The sequence below is a fragment of the Yinghuangia sp. YIM S10712 genome (genome assembly GCF_051388935.1).
Taxonomy (GTDB): domain Bacteria; phylum Actinomycetota; class Actinomycetes; order Streptomycetales; family Streptomycetaceae; genus Yinghuangia.
The window spans coordinates 304,832-323,851 of sequence record NZ_JBPKBI010000005.1; the positions used below are offsets into that span (position 1 = coordinate 304,832).

The window sequence follows — 19,020 nt, forward strand, 5'->3', positions numbered from 1 at the left end:
GTCGCGGACCTGCTGTCGTCTGTCGCGAACCCGGCGTCCGGGCGGATTCTCGGCCGGAGTGCGCGACGAGGGGCACGCGGCGGCCGCGTGCCCCTCGTACGGGATTGTTTCCGGTCTTTCTGGTTCTGTCGGCTGTTTCCGGCTTCGGTCAGGCGTCGAGGCCGAGTTGGCCGGCCGCGGCGACCGCGTCCACCGGGACGACGACGGGCTTCGGCGCGCCGGCGACCGCCCAGTCCGGGTCCTTGAGGCCGTTGCCGGTGACCGTGCACACGATGCGCTGGCCGGGGTCGACCAGCCCGAGCTCGGCGGCCTTGAGCAGACCCGCCACGCTCGCCGCCGAGGACGGCTCCACGAACACGCCCTCCTGCGACGCCAACAGCCGGTAGGCGGAGAGGATCTGACGGTCTGTCACGGAATCGATGTGACCGCCCGACTCGTCGCGGGCGGCGAGCGCGAAGTCCCACGACGCGGGGTTGCCGATGCGGATCGCGGTGGCGATGGTCTGCGGGGAGGTGACCGGCGCGCCGTTCACGATCGGCGCCGAACCCGCCGCCTGGTAGCCCCACATGCGGGGCCGGCGCGCGGCGAGGCCGTCGTTCGCGTACTCCTGGTAGCCCTTCCAGTACGCGGTGATGTTGCCCGCGTTGCCGACCGGGAGGACGTGGATGTCCGGGGCGTCGCCGAGCATGTCGACGATCTCGAACGCCGCGGTCTTCTGCCCCTCGATACGCACCGGGTTGACCGAATTGACCAGCGCCACCGGGTACTTCTCGGCCAGGTCGCGGGCCAGCGTCAGGCAGTCGTCGAAGTTGCCGTCCACCTGGAGGATGCGCGAGCCGTGCACGAGCGCCTGGCCCATCTTGCCCAGCGCGATCTTGCCCGACGGCACGAGGACGGCGCACACCATGCCGGCGCGGACCGCGTACGCCGCCGCCGACGCGCTCGTGTTGCCGGTCGACGCGCAGATGACCGCCTGCGCGCCCTCCTCCTTGGCCTTCGAGATCGCCATCGTCATCCCGCGGTCCTTGAAGGACCCGGTCGGGTTCGCGCCCTCGACCTTGAGATGAACCTCACAGCCGGTGCGCTGGGAAAGCACCTGTGCGGGCACCAGCGGCGTACCGCCCTCGCGCAGGGTGACGACCGGCGTCGACTCGGACACCGGGAGGCGGTCCCGGTACTCCTCGATGACCCCGCGCCACTGATGCGTCCGACCCTGCGAGGGCCGAGCGGTCCGGTCGCCGCCTGCGGTTTCGTTCACCGCGCTGCTCAAAGCGCTGTTGGCCGCGCTCACGATGGTCATTCCCCTTCCACCCGCATGATGCCGGCGATGTCACGGACGATGTCGAGTCCGCGGAGTTCGTCCACGGTCGCCGAGAGAGCGGCGTCGGTGGCGCTGTGCGTGACGATGACGAGTGTCGCATCACCGTCGCGGCCCTGTTGGCGCACAGTGTCGATCGACACATCGTGCTGGGCGAAGACCGTCGCCACCTGGGCCAGCACGCCCGGCTTGTCCGCCACGTCGAGGCTGAGGTGGTAGCGCGTGACGGCCTGGCCGACCGGGCGCACGTCGAGGTTCGCGTACGCCGACTCCCCCGGGCCGGTGGTCTGCGACAGCTTGTTGCGGCACACCGCGACCAGGTCGCCGAGCACGGCGCTCGCCGTCGGCGCGCCGCCCGCGCCCGGGCCGTAGAACATCAGGCTGCCGGCCGCCTCGGACTCGACGAAGACCGCGTTGTAGGCCTCGCGTACGGAGGCGAGCGGGTGCGTCCTCGGGATCATCGCGGGGTGCACGCGCGCGCTGACCGACGCGCCGTCCTCGCCGCGCTCGCAGATCGCGAGCAGCTTCACGACGCAGTCCATCGTCTTGGCGCCGGCGACGTCGGCCGCGGTGACCTCGGTGATGCCCTCGCGGTAGACGTCGGCGGCGGTCACCCTCGTGTGGAACGCGAGGCCGGCCAGGATCGCGGCTTTCGCGGCGGCGTCGAAGCCCTCGATGTCGGCGCTCGGGTCCGCTTCCGCGTAGCCGAGGCGGGTGGCCTCGTCGAGCGCGTCGGCGAAGCCGGCGCCGGTGGAGTCCATGCGGTCGAGGATGAAGTTGGTCGTCCCGTTGACGATACCGAGAACCCGGTTGACCTTGTCGCCGGCCAGGCTCTCGCGCAGCGGGCGGAGCAGCGGGATCGCGCCCGCGACGGACGCCTCGTAGTACAGGTCGACGCCGAACTTCGCGGCGGCGGCGTGCAGCGTGGCGCCGTCCTCGGCGAGCAGCGCCTTGTTGGCGGACACGACGGAGGCGCCGTGCTCCATCGCGGCGAGGATGAGCGTACGGGCGGGCTCGATGCCGCCGATGACCTCGACCACGACGTCGACGTCGTCGCGTTCGACCAGCTCTTCGGCGTCGGTCGTGAGCAGCGCGGGGTCGATGCCGGGGCGCTCACGGCCGGCCCGGCGCACCGCGACGCCGGCAAGCTCGACGGGGGCGCCGATGCGGGCGGCGAGGTCGGTGGCGTGCGTCGTCATGATGCGGGCCACTTCGGAACCCACCACACCACAACCGAGCAGCGCCACTTTGAGCGGCTGCGTACGCATCATCCGACCTCGCTTCGTCAACGACTGTTCTGCCTTTGCTGCCGGGCACTTCGCGTTGCTTTCGTGATTGCTTCGTCACCGCTTCGTGTTGCCCGGTGACCGCTTGGTGCCCGGTGGTGCTGTTGTGCCTTGCTGTCTCCGGCTTCTCCGCTCTCCGGTGTCTGCGATGTCCGCGGCGGTGCCCGGATGGGACCGAAAAAAGACACCGGGCCAGTTTCGCCTTTAGTCACGTGGTGATCCCACGTCCGTCCAGGATCCGAGACGGAAAATCACCTGGCCCGGCAGGAATTCTTCCGTGTTTCGCCGGGGGCCAACGAAATATTCTCCTGCCGGTCGCTCTGGTTGCGGGTGCGCACGGTTCGGCGCGGAGCGGGACCGCGGGCACCAGGACGCTCCGTCGCTGCTTCCATGATCCCGGGTTCGCCCGGTTCGGGGCGGCCGACCCCCGACTTGCCGGTCGCGGGCCGGCGCTTTCGGGTTCGCCGGCTCGGGTTCACTTCCTTGGGTTCGCCGACTCGGGTTCACTGCCTCGGGTTCACGCCGCCCCATGCTCGCCCGCGTCAGCCGACGTCGAGCCTGAGCAGGTCTTCTTCCGTCTCGCGGCGGACCACGACCCGGGCCTGGCCGTTCCTGACCGCGATGACCGGGGGCCTGGTGACGTGGTTGTAGTTGCTCGCCATCGAACGGCAGTAGGCGCCGGTGGCGGGCACCGCGAGAAGGTCTCCGGGGGCGAGGTCGGCGGGCAGGTAGGCGTCACGTACGACGATGTCGCCCGACTCGCAGTGCTTGCCGACGACGCGCGACAGCATCGGCTCGGCGTCGCTGCGGCGGGAGACGAGCGCGATGTCGTACTCGGCGTCGTAGAGCGCGGTGCGGATGTTGTCGGACATGCCGCCGTCGACACTGACGTACGTGCGCAGACCTTCCAGCGGCTTGACCGTGCCGACCTCGTAGAGGGTGAAGGTCGACGGCCCCGCGATGGCCCGGCCCGGCTCCACCGACAGGCGCGGCACGCGGAGGTTCGCGACCTCGCACTCGCGGCGCACGATCTCCGTCAACTCCTTGGCGATGTCGGCGGGTTGCTTCGGGTCGTCGTGCGAGGTGTACGCGATGCCAAGCCCGCCGCCGAGGTCGATCTCCGGCAGCTCCACGCCGTGTTCGTCGCGAATCGCGGCCAGCAGCGCGACAACCCGCCGTGCGGACACCTCGAAGCCCGCCGTGTCGAAGATCTGCGAGCCGATGTGCGAGTGCAGACCCAGGAGTTCGAGCGAAGCGTGCTTGAGGATGCGGCGTACCGCCTCGGCCGCCTTGCCGTCGGCCACCGACAACCCGAACTTCTGGTCCTCGTGTGCGGTGGCGATGAACTCGTGTGTGTGCGCCTCGACTCCGACCGTGACGCGGACCAACACCCCTTGTGTGACACCGCGTTGCTCCGCGGCGAACGCGACGCGGGCGATCTCCTCGTACGAGTCGACGATGATGCGTCCGACACCCGCCTCGATCGCGCGCTCGATCTCCGGGACGGACTTGTTGTTGCCGTGGAAGGCGATGCGCGCCGGATCCATGCCGGCACTCAGCGCGAGCGCGAGCTCACCGCCGGAGCAGACGTCGAGGTTGAGGCCTTCCTCCGCGATCCACTTCACCAGCGCGCGGCACAGGAACGCCTTGCCCGCGTAGAACACGTCGGCGCCCTCGAACGCCTCACGCCACGCGCGACAGCGGGCCCGCAGGTCGTCCTCGTCGAGGATGTACGCGGGTGTCCCGAACTCGGCGGCGAGGTCGCGTACGTCCAGCCCCCCGACCGACACCGCACCGGCCGTGCCGCGCTCGGTCGTCGCCGACCAGACTTTGGCGTCCAGCCGGTTCAGGTCCTCCGGGGCGGGGAACGCGTGCCCTTCGGGGAGGACGTCGGCGTGCCGGGGTCCGGCGGGGTGTGCTGACCTGCTCATGGTGCGGAGGCTCCCCTGTGTGCTGCTCGGGTTCGGTTGCGGTGTGGCTTGGATGGGCGGCGGGATGCCGTGTGGCTTTGTCGGGTCACGCCTTCCGGGACTGTCGGTTGGCGGTGACTCGGCGACCGGGGCTCCGGACGGGTCCGGCGCTGTTCGGTGGCTTTTCGGTGGCTGTTCGGTGCGGAGCGCCGGTCGGATGCCGCGTTGCGTCTCGTCTCTGCCGAGACCCCGCTTCCTCCGGGCCGGGAACGAAACACGCCACCGCGTGGCCCTGCCCGTCTCCGGGTCCCTCTCCGGATGCGTCGCGGCACCGTCCCACCCGTCCCGGAGACGCGGCACCCGCGGCGAACGAGATCGTCCTCGCCCGCATCGGATGCCGCCCGCTCCTCCCACGGTACCCGTCCGAAAAACGACTGCGGCGGTCCGTGATGGTCCGCCGCAGTCAGTCGTCCGTTCCGTCCGTCACATCCGCTCGGGCGCCGACACGCCGAGGAGGCCGAGCCCGTTCGCGACCACGATGCGGGCGGCGTCGGCGAGCCACATCCGGGCGTACGTGAGGTCGGTCGCCGGCTCGTCGCCCAGGGGCATGATGCGGCAGTTGTCGTAGAACCGGTGGTACACCCCGGCGAGCTCTTCGAGATACCGGGCGACGTGGTGCGGCTCGCGCAGCTCAGCCGCCTTCGCGACGATGCGGGGGAACTCGCCGAGCATGCCCAGCAGGTTCGACTCCCACTCGGTGGCCAGCAGCTCGGGCTTGAACTCGCCGCGCTCGATGCCGAGTTCCTTGGCCTTGCGCTCGACGCCGCACATGCGGGTGTGGGCGTACTGCACGTAGTAGACCGGGTTCTCGTTGGTGGCGCTCGTCAGGACGTCGATGTCGAGCGTGATCGTCGAATCCGTCGACGACCGGGCGAGCGAATACCGCGCGGCGTCGACGCCGATCCACTCCACGACGTCGTCGATGGTGATGATGTTGCCGGCCCGCTTGCTCATGCGGACCTCCTGCCCCTCCCGCACCATCTTCACGAACTGCCCGATCAGCACCTCGATGTTGTGCTCCGGGTCGTCGCCGGCACAGGCTGCGATGGCCTTGAGGCGCCCGACGTACCCGTGGTGGTCGGCGCCGAGCATGTAGACACAGACCTCGTTGCCGCGGTCGCGCTTGTTGAGGTAGTAGGCGGCGTCGGACGCGAAGTACGTCGTCTCCCCGTCGCCCTTGATCAGGACGCGGTCCTTGTCGTCACCGAAGTCGGTCGTACGCAGCCAGATCGCGCCGCCGTCGGTGTAGACGTGGTTCTGCCCGCGCAGCCGCTCGATCGCCTCGTCCACCGCACCCGAGTCGTGCAGGCTCTTCTCGGAGAACCACACGTCGAAGTGCGTGCCGAACTCCTCCATCGACCGCTGGATCTCCGCCACCATCAGCCGCAGGCCGGTCGAGGTGAAGACCTTCTTCTGCTCCTCGTCGGGCAGTTCGAGCAACCCGGCGTACTGCGCGACGATCTCGCGGGCGATGTCGTTGATGTACTCGCCGACATAGCCGTCCTCCGGAATCGGCCGGCCGTTCGCCGCGGCCATCAGGGAGCCGCCGAATTTGTCGATCTGCACGCCGGCGTCGTTGATGTAGTACTCCGTACTGACATCAGCGCCGGCGGCCTTGAGGATGCGCGCGAGCGAGTCGCCGACCGCGGCCCACCGCACGCCGCCGATGTGGATGGGACCGGTCGGATTCGCCGACACGAACTCCAGGTTGATCTTCAGCTTGGCAAGGCTCTCACCGCGGCCGTACGCCTCACCCGCCTCGACGATGCTGCGCGCCAACTCGCCGGCGGACGCGGTGTCCACCGTGATGTTCAGGAACCCGGGACCGGCGATGTCGACGGACGCGATCCCGCCCACCTGCGCGAGCCGGCCCGCGATGATCTGCGCGACCTCGCGCGGCGGCTTCTTCGCCGCCTTCGCCAACTGCAGCGCGGCGTTGGTCGCGTAATCCCCGTGCTCGCGGTTCTTCGGTCGCTCGATCGTGACGCGCTCGGGCACGCCGACGCTCAACTCGCCCGCCTCGACAGACGCACGAACCGCGGACAAAACAGCCTGGGAAAGTTCTTCGGGGGTCACGGCAGACAAGCCTAGGCGACCACGTCGCCGGGCTGCCTCCCAGTATCCACAGGCCTCCCCCGATCGGGGCCAGGGCCGAGGGACTCACCGCGGGCCCCAGGGGCGGCTTCTTGAGCAGCGCTCCGGCGTACTCAGTGCGGAACGATCGCGAGCCCGCGTACCACCGCCGTCAACTGATCAGGATCGAACGGCTTCGTCAGATACGCATCCACCCCGGCCTCGCGCGCCCGCGCCACGTCCGAACTCTGCGCGCACGCACTGATCATCACGATCTTCAACCCGGCCGTACGCGGATCCGCCCGCAAGCGCGCCGCCGTCCGAATCCCGTCCAGCCGCGGCATCACCACATCCAGTGTCACCAGGTCGGGCCGTACCTCATGCACCATCCCCAGCGCATCCTCGCCATCCACAGCCGTGGTGACCTCGAACCCCTCCAGCCGCAGATTCACCGCGATCAACCGCCGGATCACCTCGTCGTCGTCAACGACAAGCACCCGCCCGGCCTTGACCCCCGTCCACCCACTCACCCGTCGAGCGTAGGCGCCAACCCCACCCCACCGCGCCCAAACCCGACTTCCCACCCCACCATTCACCCCCACCAAAACCCCGGCGCGAGCACCGCCCCCAGACTGGTAATGTTTCGCATGCCCCGAGCCCCCGTAGCTCAGGGGATAGAGCAACGGCCTCCGGAGCCGTGTGCGCAGGTTCGAATCCTGCCGGGGGCACTCTCAGTGAACAGCCGCCAGCAGCCGAAACGCCGGTTGAGCTGGCGGTTTCTTGTTTCTCGGGCCATGGTGGTCGGCCCCTCATGTGTCACTCTGTGTCATCGCGTGCAGGGGCAGGACAGTGATCGCGATATATACGCGCAATGATCTTGAAGGCGTTTCCGCAGGTCACGCAGCGTTTTCGCGAAACAGGCGCGAAACGGCGGGAGCAGCACGAAGGGCCCCGGAGAAGTCCAGGGCCCTTGTGTGGTGCGGTTCTTGATCACTCGGAGTCCTTCGACTCCCCGACGTCGCCGGCATCTGCGCCAAGCGCTTCCGCGATGCGCTTGTTCACCGTCTCGCGCTGCCCGTCGATGCACTTCGCGTAGATCTTCAGCAGCACATCAACCGAGTGCCCCAGGCGTTCCGCGACTTCCGGAGCCGGTACGCCGGAGTTCAGCCACAGGGACGCGCACGCGTGCCGCAGGTCGTACGGGCGGGCAGCCAGCGGGGAAGCGACCTGTTCCGGCGTGAGCGCCAGCGCACGCGCGGCTTGCCAGATCCGGTAGTACGACGACGAGGCCAGGACCCCGCCCCGCTCGCTCGGGAACAGTCGCCCGTCTTTGTGTGTCCCAAAGGTGTCGATGTGGTCCTGAAGGATCCGCACCAAGACCGGAGGGATGGGCACCGGGCGCGTTTCCCTCTCGCTCCGTTGCTTCAAGCCGCGGTCGTCGTGACTCGTTCCCGTGTCCGTCCACAGCTTGCCAACGGTCGGGCGCGTTCGGTGCAGCGTGATCATGCCCCAACCGTTCTCGGGCAGTTCGCAGTCCTGACGCCGCAGGCCGACCGCTTCAGCGGGACGGGTGCCCGCGTAGTACATGACCGCGAAGAACGCCACCAGCTTGCGACCGCTGGCCCGCTTGTAGCCGCCGACGTACGACACCGCGGTCAGCAGTTCGCGAGCCTGCTTCGGATTGGCCACCGCGCGACGGTCGACAACCTCGGAGACTTTGATGCGCTTGCGCTTCACCTTGTCGATGGGATTCGTGGCGAGGTGTTCGAGCTCTACGGCGTAGTCAAGAACGTTGTAGAGCACCGACCGCTTGCGCCTGGTCGTCTCGGCCCCCGCCGCAGTGCCGTCCAGCTTCCGGCCGAGCGCGTCCAAGACGTCGTGGATGTGCTTGGCTTCTTTCAGGTCGGCGACCGGCATGGACGCCTTTTCCAGCCAGGCAATCGCCTTGGCCACGTCCGCGGGGCGGTCCGCGCCACGGCGCGGCGGGGGCAGCAGGTAGCGCCGCAGGGCACTCCGCAGAAGCACCGTGTCCGGTTGCCCGCCGACGTCCCGGACGAACGCGGGAAGAGCCGTCATCAGCGTCTCCGTCATACTCGCCCGCGATTTCGCCGCCGCGTGCGGCCATTTCATGTCCATGTAGGCGAGGGCGAACGACAGGAACGAGTCGGCCGCCTTGGCCTCAGCCATCGAGTCAGGCAGACCGGTCATCAGATCGAACGGTTCGCCGTCTTCCGTCGCCCGCATCAGCCGGCCCCGAAAACGATCAGCCAGACCCTTGGTCGTGAAGGTCAGCGAGAACGGCTTTCCGTCGACCTTCCAACGCAGTTGGTACGTCGGCTTCTTGGCCGTCTTGTTCTGCACCACCGCCCAGATGCGGACCCGGTACGACTTGCCGCCGCTCATGCCGCGTCCTCCATCCGGTCATCAAGCCAGGCCATGAAGTCGTCGCGACGAACGCGGAGTTCGCCGTTCGGGAGCTTGAGGCACTGCGGGGCGAGGCCCAGTTCCCGCCACCGGTAGAAGGTCCGCCTGGAGATGTCGCCCAGCTCCGCCAGGACTTCCGGAACCGTCATCAGCTCGACGCGTGCCGCCGTCTTACGAGCGCTCATGCCGCCCTCCCCCGAGTTGCCGAATTTTCGAGCTGTCCGTCTGCCGCCGCTCTCGCCGCATCGAGTGCCGCCCGCCAGCGCACGCGCTCCGAGACCGCTCTTAAGAGGCGGTGCGAGATGGAGGGGACGTCCGGGTCGCCGGGTGCCGCGTGCTCCCAGACGTAGCGGTTGGGGTCGTCGCCCTGGTCGGCCATCTCACCGAGGAGTTCGAGGACCCACGCGCGTCGTTCGTGCTTGTGGTCAGCCAGCGACTTGCCCGACCACTTGCGGGAGACCAGGACGCGACGGCCGCCGTAGCCCAGGTGCGTGCGGCGGTGTGCCTTGGCCTTGCAGTCGCCCGGCCGCATGCCGTCCCGGGCGTTCTTCGGCTGTACGCCGTAGCGGAGCCAGTTCGCGCAGCTCGGCGAGCAGGGCTCGTACCGCAGTTCGTCCATGAGCCGGTCCACGTGCGCGCGTTCGGCATCGCTCGCCGGCTCATGGCATTCGTGGGCGGACTTGTTCAGGTACTTGGCCAGGTAGCCGATGCAGCGCCGCGCGTCCGCCGAGCCGACGAGGACGCCTTTCGCGTCGACCTGAACCCCGAACCGCGCGACGTGCACCGGTTCCGCGTCGTCGTCCGCGTCCAGGTCGTCAAGCGCGTCGTCCCAGGTGGGCAGCGGAACGCCGTCCGCATCAACGTACGCCTGTTGGTCGTCGTCCCAGGCCGGAGCCGCGTCGTCGCCGTAGACCGGTTCGTCGCAATTGGGCCACCACACTTGGTGGTACGTCGCCGCCGCGACTTGCCGCAGCTCCGCGCGCGACACGGTCCCGCGAATCGCGAGGTGGATGTGCGGCGCCAACCGCCGTTGGGGTTCGACGGCCGCGAAGTACTGGACATCGAAGCCGACGAACCGCCGCAGGTTCTGAACGAACCGGTCCACCAGCTTAGAGAAGTGCAGCGCGTCACGCGCCGCCCGCCGGTAGTCGTACTTGCTCGGATCAACCGGTGTCCCGTCCGAGCGCACCCGCCCGTACGAGGGCAGGGTGAGTGTGACGAACAGCGACGGCCGGAACGTCTTCCCGTCCGGTGTCGTATACGCCTTCCCGACCGTCCGCGCGTCGACGGGACGCCGAGGAAGGTCAACCACGTCTTGCCGCCGCCGAGTCGACCGCACTCGACGAGACGCCTTGTCCGGGTCGATGTTGCCCCGGACGCCCGTACCGGCGAGTTCTTCGTCCAGCGCCGCCAGATCGTCACCGAGCTGTTCGCGTTCCTCCCCGCCGGCCGCGTCGTGTGCCGCCGTCAGATCCGCGCGGACCTCGGCCAACCAGCGTTGGTAGGATGTCGCTTCGTCCGCCGTCAGGTCCGGCTCTTCGGTGAGGTGCCATCCCTCGCGGCACTGGGCCATGCGGAGCTGACGCTTGCGTTCCGCGCACGAGGGGCACGCGCTCGCGAGCGTCGCCCCGCACGGGACGTCGATGATCTGCACGGCCCCGGTCGTGATGTCGGTGCGCCGCAGCGCGACCGGCCGGATACATACTCCGTGTTCGAGGGCAGCGGCCCGCACGACCTCTTTCGCAAAGGGCATGCGGGCCCGCTCCACCCGCGTCATCCGGGCGGTCATCCGTTGCCCCGCCGCTCCGCGGCCCAGACGGACACCAGGTGCCCGTGCACGGTCCCGGTCACCTCGTGGTGCATGTGCGGGCCCAGGTACGCGCTCTCGTGTTCCTCGGACATGACCACCGCATCGTCCAGCGCGATGCCCCACCGCTCGACCTCGGCTACCGCCGAACCCGACACCAGTTGGACCTGAACCTCCCAACAGCGGTCGGTGTGCGACCAGGTCACCCGCACCGACACCAGCGCTGGAAGCCCCGGGCGGGAGGCGACGAAGTCCGCGAAGCACCGCATCACGTTCAGCCCACCCGCCACGTCGACGGGCAGCAGTTCCTCGCTCATGCCGCACCACCGCCCGCCGGGAAGTCACGTACCAGGGCGTCAATGTCCGAGTCGGACACGTACGCCGCCCGCACCCGGACCGGTTCGGGCTGGGTCTCTCGCTTGACGAAGCCGACACCCGCACCGAGTTCGGGAACCGGGGAGATCAGGTCAGCCGTCGCGCCCCGGTCCCGAGCGCCGTTGCCCAAGACCATGTCGACCTGATTGGGCTCATCGAGTCGCAGGGCGATGCGGTCGGGGAAAAGGTTCCGGATGTTCATAACTTCCTTGCGCGGGTCCTGAAGCGCGCCCAGGACACAGAACCCGACCGAGCGGCCCTGACTCGTCAGCGTCGCCAAGGCGGCATCTGCCCGGACCCGAAGCTTCTTGTCCGGCTGATACGCCGTCAGGAACGCCAGCTCATCAACCATCACGACGATGAACGGGCAGTCCGGGGTCGGTTCGTGCTTTCGGACCTTCCCCGCGAACCGGTCCGCCCGCGCCGACATCTCGGCCACGGCGTCTTCCAGCATCTCGACCATTTCGGCCGGGTCGCTGGAGTACCGCTGGAACAGCGCACGCCCGTACGAGAGTTCCATCCGCTTCGGGTCGCACGCCCACAGCTCCACCAGCCCAGCGCGAGCAGCCGGCAGGAGTCCGCGGGTGACGCCCCACAGGATCGACCCCTTGCCGGCCCCGGTGACGCCCGCCACCAGGACGTGAGTGCCATGGAGCCGCAGCACCCACGGCGACCCGTCGTCACAGCGCCCGAGTTCCACGGAGTCGTACGTCGGTGCCCACGGGTCAGGCACCGGCGCGGCCAGGGCCGTATCGACGTCCCGCAGGCCCGGCATCGCGAGCGCGGTCGGACCGAACGGCTTATCGAGTGGGTCAGCGACCCACGCCCGCAGCTCGACAACACCGCGCGTGGACGAGGACGCGTCGACGCGGAAGACACGCCATGCGTGCGCGATCCCCTCGACGTGGTCCCCGACGTCGCTCGGGGTCTGACCGGGCAGCAGTTTCACGCGGACCGTGAAGCCACCGGGAACGCGCTTGACCCGCGTGATGCTCGGCCACGCGTACGAGAACTCTTCGTTGATCCGCTTGATCGGGTCCTGTTGCCACAGCCCGATCCCTTTGGCGAGCAGCGGCCAGCCGCGCCGCACGTGGCCCGCGAACGAGAAGAACCACCACCACACGAGCGCGACCACGCCGACGATGGCACCGGCCGCGACCAGGAAGGAACCCGCCGGGCCGAACCGCAGTTCGGCCACGGTGTAGAGCAAGACCAGCGCGCCCGCGATGTACGCGAGCCTGTGCCAGTCCAAGCCCCGAGAGGTTGACATGATGAACAACGCCCCTTCAGAGGATCGTCAGGTCTGAGATCGGGAGCGGACTCCGGTGCCAGGAACCGCCAAGTCACTGGGCACCGGGGTCCGCGCTGAGAAGTGCGGGAACTCAGCCCGCTTTGGCCGCCGCCTTGCCGGCCACCGCCGACGGGGCACGCAGGCCCGTCGCCTTGAACGAGTACGCGAGACGCCCCGAGCCGTTGACGTACGGGGTCACCGTCAGGCCCTCGAACTCCACCGGCCGGAACGGCAGTCCGGGCAGCTCGTCGGGCAAGGTCGGCTCGACCGACGCCGGGATCTTGACCTTGGCCGAGGTGTCGCGCGCGTCCGGGTCCGGGTCGGTCACGGAGATCGCCCACATCGGAAGGCCCGTCGCCTTGTCCCGCGCCTGAACCCGCGAACCGCCCTTCGACGCATCGAAGTCCGCGACCATCTCGACCTTCGTCGCGAACGCACCCGCCGGGAACACGTCCCCGAACGCCACCGGAATCGCACCCTTGATCGCCATCTGACTGGTCTCCGTCCAGTTCACCAAGGCATCGAGCGCTTGCTAGATGCCCACCTGTAGTACAGGTGCAATTCAGGATGAAGCCTGTAGTACAGGTTGTCAACCTGTTTGGCGTGCGAGATGCTTTGCAGCGTTGGAGACGCGCGATGAGACCGAGGAGACCGTCATGGCGGACGCGGCCAAGAAGCCCAAATACCGCGTGATCGCCGAGTTCCTGCGCGAACGGATCTTGGACGGCACCTATGTGGCCGGCCAGGCCTTGCCCGGTGAGGAAGTCTTGGCGAAGGAGTTCGGCGTAACGCGCCCGACCGTCCGCCAAGGCATCAGCGAGCTACGCGCCGCCGGACTTGTCGAGGCATCGATGGGACGCGGCACCTTCGTCCGCTCCCCGCACGCCCGACCCAACATCACGCGCCCCCGCGGACTCCGACGCGAGCAGGACGGCCGCTACGTCGAGGCGGACGCGATCCGCTGGACATCCCACGGCGAGCCCACCGCGACACGCACGGATGCGCCCATGGCGTTGGCCGACATGTTGCGCATCCCACCGGGCGAGCCGATGTTCACGTACGACGAGGTCCACACGGCCGAGCACGGCCGCCTACGGCAGACGCACCGCACCTACATCCCGTTCTCGGTGCTGGTCGGCACCCGGTACGAGGAGACCGCGCCGCCGCCGGCGCCCGCGTTGTTCACCGCGTTGGAAGCGGCAGGACATGAGCTGCATTGGGTGGAGCACGTACGAACCCGAATGCCGATGCCGGACGAGGCAACGACGCTTCGACTCGCCGAGGGCGTGCCGCTATTCCAGCTTTTCCGAGTCACCTACAACCAGCGCGAACGCCCCTTGGTGCTAGAGGAGTTCAAGCTTCCGGGCGACGATCTGGAGATGACCTTTCTCTACGCGTGACACGCCAAATGACGGACCCCCTCCATATGGCGGTATGGAGGGGGTCCGCTTTTTCCGGCTCAGCCAGGCACGATCGGGGGAACGCGTGACGAACCGGAGTCTGTGCGCCTACGCCGCGTTCCGCGCCATCTCGACACAGAGGCCACGCGTGAGGAGCACCGCCAGGCGCTCGATCACCTCAGCCGGTACGGCACCGAGGTTCACCAGTCCGTCGCCATGGATGTTGACGTCCGCTTTCAGCGCGCCGAAGCCGAACGCGAGCCCAGCCGCCTGGAGTACGTCCGCAAGTTCGCGTGTGGCGGTGGCCGCGTCGTTCCATCCGCGCACGTACGGGATGCCGTCCTGGAGCAGTTCCGCCCGTGGCGCGCAGGTGCGTTCGTTGTCGGCAGCGGTGCGCATGAACTCAGCCTTCCTTCAGCTCTGTTCGCGGTCGGTCATCGGCGATGCGTTGCTGTCCGCGAGCGCCAGGGCGAGCAAGGTGGCGATCCGCCTTGCCGCCGCCGGAGTCGTGCGCCCGAGTTCGACGAAGCCGTGTCCGAACGCGTTGACGTCCGCCCTCAGGTACGGCAGATGCTCGGCCAGGTCGGCCGCCACCAGGACGTCACGCAGCAACGCCGTTGCGTCGCGCGCTTCGTACCAGGCCCCGGTATCGATCGGCGACCACGACGCCGCATCCGGCATGCTCTCGTCACCGGTCACAGTCGACCACCCCCTGAATCTCCGTCGCCGTCTTGGCCGCCCGACGTGCCGACGCCACGAGGTTGCCGGCCAGCATCACGACCGCTCCCGCGCTCAAGTCAGGTCCCGGACGCGGCGGGCAAAGCCACTGGTGAGGCGCGCCGACCTCGGCCAACGGGCCGGGAACGAGCAGGTAGTCACCGAGCGAGAGATACCGGTACGAGACCTCCCCGTGCAGGGCCGCGACCGTCGACGCGAAGAACTCCCGGCCACACGACGCGATCAGGAACGCGACCTTGCGCGACCGGTGATCGATCACCGCGGGCAGGGCCGGAGCCGCGATCCGGTGATACGCCTCAAGCGTCCGGACGCCCAGTTCATCGGTGACCACCACCGCATCGAACGTCCTCCCCGTCGCGAGGAGTTGCGGCGCGGCCGGCTCGGCGAGCCAGAGTGTGCGGTACTCCGCCGGGTCGTCGGCCGCCTTGGCGAGCCACCGCGGCGCCCCCTGTATGGCCTGTGCCAGCCTTGCCGTCTGACGCTGCGTCATCTCATGTCTCCCGAGCAAGCGCCCGGCGGTCGGTCCGTCCGGGCACTTCCACGATCTGCGCCCGAGCACCGGTCACCACAGATGGCAAGGGGTGACAGGGGATGACACGCCCGTGTCACCCCCCAACCCCTTTGACTGGTTTGCGTGCGCACAGCGAAGATGTCCGCAGGCCCGTGGCCGAAATCCACACAGGCCGCTTCGGGGGAGGCGATCAACGGTGTCCAACACACCGACGTACCGGCCGGAACTCCTGCGCGCAGAACGCGAGCGCCGCGAATGGTCGAAAACGCGGCTCATCTACGCGATGCGCCAGGCCGCCGCCGAGGAGCATCGAACCCTTCCGTCGGATGCGACGCTCAAGCGGTCCATCGCGCGTTGGGAAAACGGCCACGCTTACCCGACCGAGTACGTGCCGTATCTGGTCAAGGCGTACGACATGCCCGCCCACGCGCTCGGCCTTGCAGACGAACCGCCCGAGCAAGCAGCCCCGTCCGTCGACTACCCCACGTCCTCAGACGAGAGCCTTCAAGCAGTCACCGCGTTGTGGCGCGCCGATCTCACCGACGCAGACGGGCTGTTGACGTCGTCACCCGACCTCGGCGCGTGGCACTCCGCCCCGCTCGCGTGGCTTGTCGCTGCGGACGGAACGCCGCTCCCCAAACCCCGCGACCGGGCGGAAGTCGGCATGGCGGACGTCGAGACCGTACGCGCCACCGTCGATATGTTCGTGGACCTGGACAACCGCTTTGGCGGAGGCCACGGACGCCGCGCGCTCATCCAGTACCTGGACTCCGACGTCAGCACCCTGTTGCAGGCCCGCGCAACAGAGCAGGTCGGACGAGCGTTGTTCTCGACCGTTGCCGAAGGCACGTTGCTGGCCGCGTGGATGAGCTACGACTCAGGCCACCACGGTTTGGCACAGCGCTACTTCGTGCAGGCTTTACGTCTCGCACAGACCGCCGATGACCGGCGGTTGGCCGGGAGCGTCCTTTCCGCGATGAGCCACCAGGCCACATACCTCGGCCGCTACGTCGAGGCCGCCAACCTCGCCCGCGCGGCAATCCTCGGCACTCAGCGCCACGGCACGCCGACCATGACGGCCCAGTTCCACGCGATGGAGGCCCGCGCACTCGCCCGACTCGGCGACGAGGCCGGCTGTTCCGCCGCACTCGCGCAGGCAACGTCCATCTTCGAACGGCAGAACCCAGGCGAGGACCCGGAGTTCATCAGCTACTTCGATGAAGCCGAGCTGTCCGCCGAGTTCGGCCACTGTTTCCGCGACCTGAAACAGTCCGGCCAGGCGACGACGTACGCGGAACAGTGTCTCGGCGGCACCGACGGGAAATACGTCCGCTCCGACTTCTTCGTCACCATGGTGCTCGCCGACTCACTCTTGGGCCGCGGTGAACCCGAACAGGCTTGCCGAGCCGCCTTGCAGGCCCTCGACCTCGGCCGACAGCTCAAGTCCGCCCGATCCGTCGCCTACCTCAGCGAGTTCCGCACCCGACTCAACCCGTACGCCGACACCCCCAGCGTTGCCGAATTTCTGGCGCAGGCCCGTACGCACCGACTATGGCAAATGACTACTTAACCGGAACTACGGTCCTGGTTGCTGTTGGACTACGGCCGCCGCCATCATTGCTACGAGATTGTCTGTCCAGCAATCGGCCTCTTTGGTCGCGATCTCAGCACCACACCCTGAGCACACGAGGTTTGGGCCATGCTGGCCGTGCGGTCCACAGCATCCGTTCATGCGCCGGCTGTCAGGGTGTGAGGCTGTCCCGGGGACATCATCCGGATGCAGGATCAGCAACGCGCCATCGACGCTGAACTTGTACGTTCCCTGCGCCATCCGCGGCAAGGCGACGTCACGACCGTCCGGGCGTTCAGGCCCACGCAGCGGCTCGCCTTCGCTCAGGTTGCCGGTAATTGGATGTCCGCATTTCTTGCAGAGCAAGATCACCATGCGATTTTCCCGTGAACCAAGTCGGATTGCTAGAAGGGTTGCCACCCGTTGCGGTCCCCGCCCGTCCGCAAGTCCGACACCCGACGCCGTACCTCGGCCGCCACGCGCTCATCATGGCTCGCGTTCTGTGCGAGCCACACGACCATGGACAGTTCGCGAATGTCCGCGAGGGTCGGGTACCCGTACCAGTTCATCACGTCGAAGCCGTAGGCCCGGACGAACGCCTCATACTCCGTGCGCGTGTGCCACCCGAACCGTTCGAAGTACATAGCGGTCAGGGTCAAGTCCCACTCACGCGGGCCCAAGGCGAACCCGTCCAGATCAATCAGCATTGCGCGGCCCGCCGCGTCGAGGAGGGCGTTCCCGACGTTCGCATCCCCGTGGATCATCCCGAACGGCAACACGAACTCAAGTGCGTCATACCGCTTGATCAACAACTCGGCGCGTTGCCGCAGGAAGTCCCGGTCATCGTCCGCTAGGTGGGCCAGCTCCCCGAGGCGACGCATGGTCGGCCCCAGCGGATCCACGTACGGCAGCCCCAGCGACGCCGGCTCTTCAAGCCAGTGCAACCGCCGCATCAACTCCGCGAACTGCACGACGTCCGCGTACCGTTCATCCTCGGCCACCAGCCGCCAGAACGTCACCACCCGCCCGTCAATCACCGCCGGTTGCCGAACACCGGGCACCAACCGCACCGCGGGATACTCGACCTCGGCCAGCCACCGAGCCACGGCGACCGTGCGCGCATGCTCGTCAAGCCGTTCCGCGGACCGACCGATCCGCACCACGACCGGATCCGCGAGCCGAAAGACCGCGTTCTCCCCGAGTCGCAGCAACGACGCCCCGGACGCGCTTAACCCCACATCCGCACACGCAGCCGCCAACACGTCGCCCGCATGCTCGGCCGTGAACGCCGCCGACTCCCCGCTCAGTGCCATGCCCGCGACGTTACCGGGCCCCGCAGCACTCACACAGTCCCAAGGACGCCGAGCACGAACTACCGCCCGGCCTATGTCCCCGGACTCAGCCCACGGCTGCCGCCGCCGACCGCCCGCTCTGCGAGTACCTGGAGCACACCGACCAGCGTCCCGGAGTTCCAGATAAGCCCCTTGGCAATCAACCCCGGAACGTCCACGAGCGGCACCCACTCCATACGAGCCATCTCGGTGACCTCGGTCGGCTCCGCGAGCTTCTCGGCTCCCTCACCCACGAACACGTCATGCCACGAGTCGACCATCCCGACCATGGGCTGAAACCGCGTCACATGCCGGAAGGTCCGAGGACGGTAGCCCGTCTCTTCGAGGAGTTCGCGAAGCGCCGTCTCCTCCGGATCTTCTCCTTCGTCGACCAGGCCGCCGGGAAGCTCCCAACCCCACCGATCCGACACGAACCGGTGCCGCCACAGCATCAACACCCGATCCTGATCATCGATCAGAACCGTCATGGCCGCCGCCCGCAGCTTGATCACATGATGTTCGAAGCGGTCCCCATCCGGGAGTTCGACATCCGCCAAGAGGACCCGCAGCCACTCGCTCTCATAGATGGTCCGCTCGCCATGAACAACCCAGGCCGAGGAGACATCGCGATCTTCGGCTTCCATAGCGCCCACGGTAAGCGCCCGTTGCGGTCCCGTGTCCGCGTACCGCGCCGATCGGCCTGCCGGCCGATCCGGGGGAAGTTCCGTCCTTCCCCCGATCCCCCTACGCGGTTCGTGACGGCGTGTGCCCGCTCGCCTTACCTTCCGGACTTGGGTGCCACCGGTCCCGGCCTGGTTCCCACTTGCCCGCGTGTGGTGACGTCACGAGCACATCAGTTGCCGAATTAATCTCTTGTAGATCAAGGGCGCGCCGCAAGCGGCGCGCCACCGCCCGGCCGGCCGGGG

The 19,020-nt window shown here is 68.3% G+C and carries 19 protein-coding genes and 1 tRNA gene; 3 read left to right on the top strand and 17 right to left on the bottom strand.

Annotation, left to right across the window (positions count from 1 at the left end):
• Nucleotides 1-148: 148 nt before the first annotated feature.
• The 5 genes from thrC to ACRX5W_RS14880 form a co-directional block, all read right to left on the bottom strand.
• Nucleotides 149-1,300, bottom strand: a complete 1,152-nt coding sequence (gene thrC / locus ACRX5W_RS14860; RefSeq protein ID WP_436788574.1) for a threonine synthase — start codon at nt 1,298-1,300, stop codon at nt 149-151.
• Entirely contained in the window at nt 1,297-2,589 is a 1,293-nt protein-coding gene (locus tag ACRX5W_RS14865; RefSeq protein WP_436788575.1) for a homoserine dehydrogenase, read from the bottom strand. Before ACRX5W_RS14865 ends, thrC begins: the two co-directional genes overlap by 4 nt.
• Nucleotides 2,590-3,146: 557 nt before the next feature.
• A complete protein-coding gene (lysA, locus tag ACRX5W_RS14870; protein ID WP_436788576.1) occupies nt 3,147-4,535 on the bottom strand; it encodes a diaminopimelate decarboxylase in 1,389 nt (462 codons plus the stop codon).
• A gap of 462 nt (nt 4,536-4,997) precedes the next feature.
• On the bottom strand, nt 4,998-6,650 hold the full coding sequence (argS, locus tag ACRX5W_RS14875; RefSeq protein WP_436788577.1) for an arginine--tRNA ligase: 1,653 nt from the start codon (nt 6,648-6,650) through the stop codon (nt 4,998-5,000).
• 131 nt (nt 6,651-6,781) lie between these two features.
• Nucleotides 6,782-7,177, bottom strand: a complete 396-nt coding sequence (locus ACRX5W_RS14880) for a response regulator (RefSeq protein WP_436788578.1) — start codon at nt 7,175-7,177, stop codon at nt 6,782-6,784.
• Nucleotides 7,178-7,303: 126 nt separating this feature from the next.
• Between ACRX5W_RS14880 and ACRX5W_RS14885 the strand changes: the two genes are divergently transcribed.
• Nucleotides 7,304-7,375: transfer RNA gene (locus tag ACRX5W_RS14885), tRNA-Arg, on the top strand.
• Nucleotides 7,376-7,637: 262 nt separating this feature from the next.
• Here the strand turns inward: ACRX5W_RS14885 and ACRX5W_RS14890 are convergent.
• The 6 genes from ACRX5W_RS14890 to ACRX5W_RS14915 all read right to left on the bottom strand — a co-directional run bounded on the left by ACRX5W_RS14890 (nt 7,638) and on the right by ACRX5W_RS14915 (nt 13,058).
• Complete coding sequence (locus tag ACRX5W_RS14890) at nt 7,638-9,050, bottom strand: tyrosine-type recombinase/integrase (protein WP_436788579.1); 1,413 nt, start codon at nt 9,048-9,050, stop codon at nt 7,638-7,640.
• Nucleotides 9,047-9,256 (bottom strand): helix-turn-helix transcriptional regulator, encoded by a 210-nt coding sequence (locus ACRX5W_RS14895; RefSeq protein ID WP_436788580.1) that lies wholly within the window; start codon nt 9,254-9,256, stop codon nt 9,047-9,049. The genes ACRX5W_RS14890 and ACRX5W_RS14895 overlap by 4 nt, the downstream gene beginning before the upstream one ends.
• Nucleotides 9,253-10,824: a replication initiator gene (locus ACRX5W_RS14900; protein WP_436788581.1), complete on the bottom strand. Its 1,572-nt coding sequence runs from the start codon at nt 10,822-10,824 to the stop codon at nt 9,253-9,255. The genes ACRX5W_RS14895 and ACRX5W_RS14900 overlap by 4 nt, the downstream gene beginning before the upstream one ends.
• 32 nt (nt 10,825-10,856) lie before the next feature.
• Complete coding sequence (locus ACRX5W_RS14905) at nt 10,857-11,195, bottom strand: hypothetical protein (protein WP_436788582.1); 339 nt, start codon at nt 11,193-11,195, stop codon at nt 10,857-10,859.
• Entirely contained in the window at nt 11,192-12,523 is a 1,332-nt protein-coding gene (locus ACRX5W_RS14910) for an FtsK/SpoIIIE domain-containing protein (RefSeq protein WP_436788583.1), read from the bottom strand. Before ACRX5W_RS14910 ends, ACRX5W_RS14905 begins: the two co-directional genes overlap by 4 nt.
• A 112-nt stretch (nt 12,524-12,635) precedes the next feature.
• Entirely contained in the window at nt 12,636-13,058 is a 423-nt protein-coding gene (locus tag ACRX5W_RS14915) for a plasmid replication, integration and excision activator (RefSeq protein ID WP_436788584.1), read from the bottom strand.
• A gap of 109 nt (nt 13,059-13,167) precedes the next feature.
• Here ACRX5W_RS14915 and ACRX5W_RS14920 point away from each other — a divergent pair, with 109 nt between their 5' ends.
• On the top strand, nt 13,168-13,944 hold the full coding sequence (locus ACRX5W_RS14920; protein WP_436788585.1) for a GntR family transcriptional regulator: 777 nt from the start codon (nt 13,168-13,170) through the stop codon (nt 13,942-13,944).
• Between the two features lie 108 nt (nt 13,945-14,052).
• Here the strand turns inward: ACRX5W_RS14920 and ACRX5W_RS14925 are convergent, their stop codons facing one another.
• The 3 genes from ACRX5W_RS14925 to ACRX5W_RS14935 are packed head-to-tail and all read right to left on the bottom strand — an operon-like array spanning nt 14,053 to nt 15,172.
• Nucleotides 14,053-14,343, bottom strand: a complete 291-nt coding sequence (locus ACRX5W_RS14925; RefSeq protein WP_436788586.1) for a hypothetical protein — start codon at nt 14,341-14,343, stop codon at nt 14,053-14,055.
• Between the two features lie 15 nt (nt 14,344-14,358).
• Nucleotides 14,359-14,643: a hypothetical protein gene (locus tag ACRX5W_RS14930; RefSeq protein ID WP_436788587.1), complete on the bottom strand. Its 285-nt coding sequence runs from the start codon at nt 14,641-14,643 to the stop codon at nt 14,359-14,361.
• On the bottom strand, nt 14,633-15,172 hold the full coding sequence (locus ACRX5W_RS14935; protein WP_436788588.1) for a hypothetical protein: 540 nt from the start codon (nt 15,170-15,172) through the stop codon (nt 14,633-14,635). Before ACRX5W_RS14935 ends, ACRX5W_RS14930 begins: the two co-directional genes overlap by 11 nt.
• A 217-nt stretch (nt 15,173-15,389) precedes the next feature.
• On the opposite strand from ACRX5W_RS14935, the gene ACRX5W_RS14940 reads away from it, so the two are divergent.
• Nucleotides 15,390-16,763 carry a hypothetical protein gene (locus tag ACRX5W_RS14940; protein WP_436788589.1) on the top strand — a complete coding sequence of 458 codons (1,374 nt, stop codon included), beginning with the start codon at nt 15,390-15,392 and terminating at the stop codon, nt 16,761-16,763.
• 6 nt (nt 16,764-16,769) lie between these two features.
• On the opposite strand, the gene ACRX5W_RS14945 is transcribed toward ACRX5W_RS14940, so the two are convergent.
• The 3 genes from ACRX5W_RS14945 to ACRX5W_RS14955 form a co-directional block, all read right to left on the bottom strand.
• On the bottom strand, nt 16,770-17,138 hold the full coding sequence (locus ACRX5W_RS14945; protein WP_436788590.1) for a hypothetical protein: 369 nt from the start codon (nt 17,136-17,138) through the stop codon (nt 16,770-16,772).
• A gap of 29 nt (nt 17,139-17,167) precedes the next feature.
• Nucleotides 17,168-18,076, bottom strand: coding sequence for a phosphotransferase enzyme family protein (locus ACRX5W_RS14950; protein ID WP_436788591.1), 909 nt, complete (start codon nt 18,074-18,076; stop codon nt 17,168-17,170).
• Between the two features lie 71 nt (nt 18,077-18,147).
• Nucleotides 18,148-18,738, bottom strand: a complete 591-nt coding sequence (locus ACRX5W_RS14955) for an NUDIX hydrolase (RefSeq protein WP_436788592.1) — start codon at nt 18,736-18,738, stop codon at nt 18,148-18,150.
• Nucleotides 18,739-19,020: the final 282 nt, after the last annotated feature.

Excerpts from the sequence above, each read along its gene's own strand:
- ACRX5W_RS14925 (WP_436788586.1), bottom strand. The coding sequence starts at position 14,343 with ATGCGCACCGCTGCCGACAACGAACGCACCTGCGCGCCACGGGCGGAA.
- ACRX5W_RS14950 (WP_436788591.1), bottom strand. The coding sequence starts at position 18,076 with ATGGCACTGAGCGGGGAGTCGGCGGCGTTCACGGCCGAGCATGCGGGC.
- ACRX5W_RS14890 (WP_436788579.1), bottom strand. The coding sequence starts at position 9,050 with ATGAGCGGCGGCAAGTCGTACCGGGTCCGCATCTGGGCGGTGGTGCAG.
- ACRX5W_RS14935 (WP_436788588.1), bottom strand. The coding sequence starts at position 15,172 with ATGACGCAGCGTCAGACGGCAAGGCTGGCACAGGCCATACAGGGGGCG.
- lysA (WP_436788576.1), bottom strand. The coding sequence starts at position 4,535 with ATGAGCAGGTCAGCACACCCCGCCGGACCCCGGCACGCCGACGTCCTC.
- ACRX5W_RS14900 (WP_436788581.1), bottom strand. The coding sequence starts at position 10,824 with ATGCCCTTTGCGAAAGAGGTCGTGCGGGCCGCTGCCCTCGAACACGGA.
- ACRX5W_RS14905 (WP_436788582.1), bottom strand. The coding sequence starts at position 11,195 with ATGAGCGAGGAACTGCTGCCCGTCGACGTGGCGGGTGGGCTGAACGTG.
- thrC (WP_436788574.1), bottom strand. The coding sequence starts at position 1,300 with ATGACCATCGTGAGCGCGGCCAACAGCGCTTTGAGCAGCGCGGTGAAC.
- ACRX5W_RS14945 (WP_436788590.1), bottom strand. The coding sequence starts at position 17,138 with ATGGTGATCTTGCTCTGCAAGAAATGCGGACATCCAATTACCGGCAAC.
- ACRX5W_RS14910 (WP_436788583.1), bottom strand. The coding sequence starts at position 12,523 with ATGTCAACCTCTCGGGGCTTGGACTGGCACAGGCTCGCGTACATCGCG.
- ACRX5W_RS14895 (WP_436788580.1), bottom strand. The coding sequence starts at position 9,256 with ATGAGCGCTCGTAAGACGGCGGCACGCGTCGAGCTGATGACGGTTCCG.
- ACRX5W_RS14865 (WP_436788575.1), bottom strand. The coding sequence starts at position 2,589 with ATGATGCGTACGCAGCCGCTCAAAGTGGCGCTGCTCGGTTGTGGTGTG.
- ACRX5W_RS14955 (WP_436788592.1), bottom strand. The coding sequence starts at position 18,738 with ATGGAAGCCGAAGATCGCGATGTCTCCTCGGCCTGGGTTGTTCATGGC.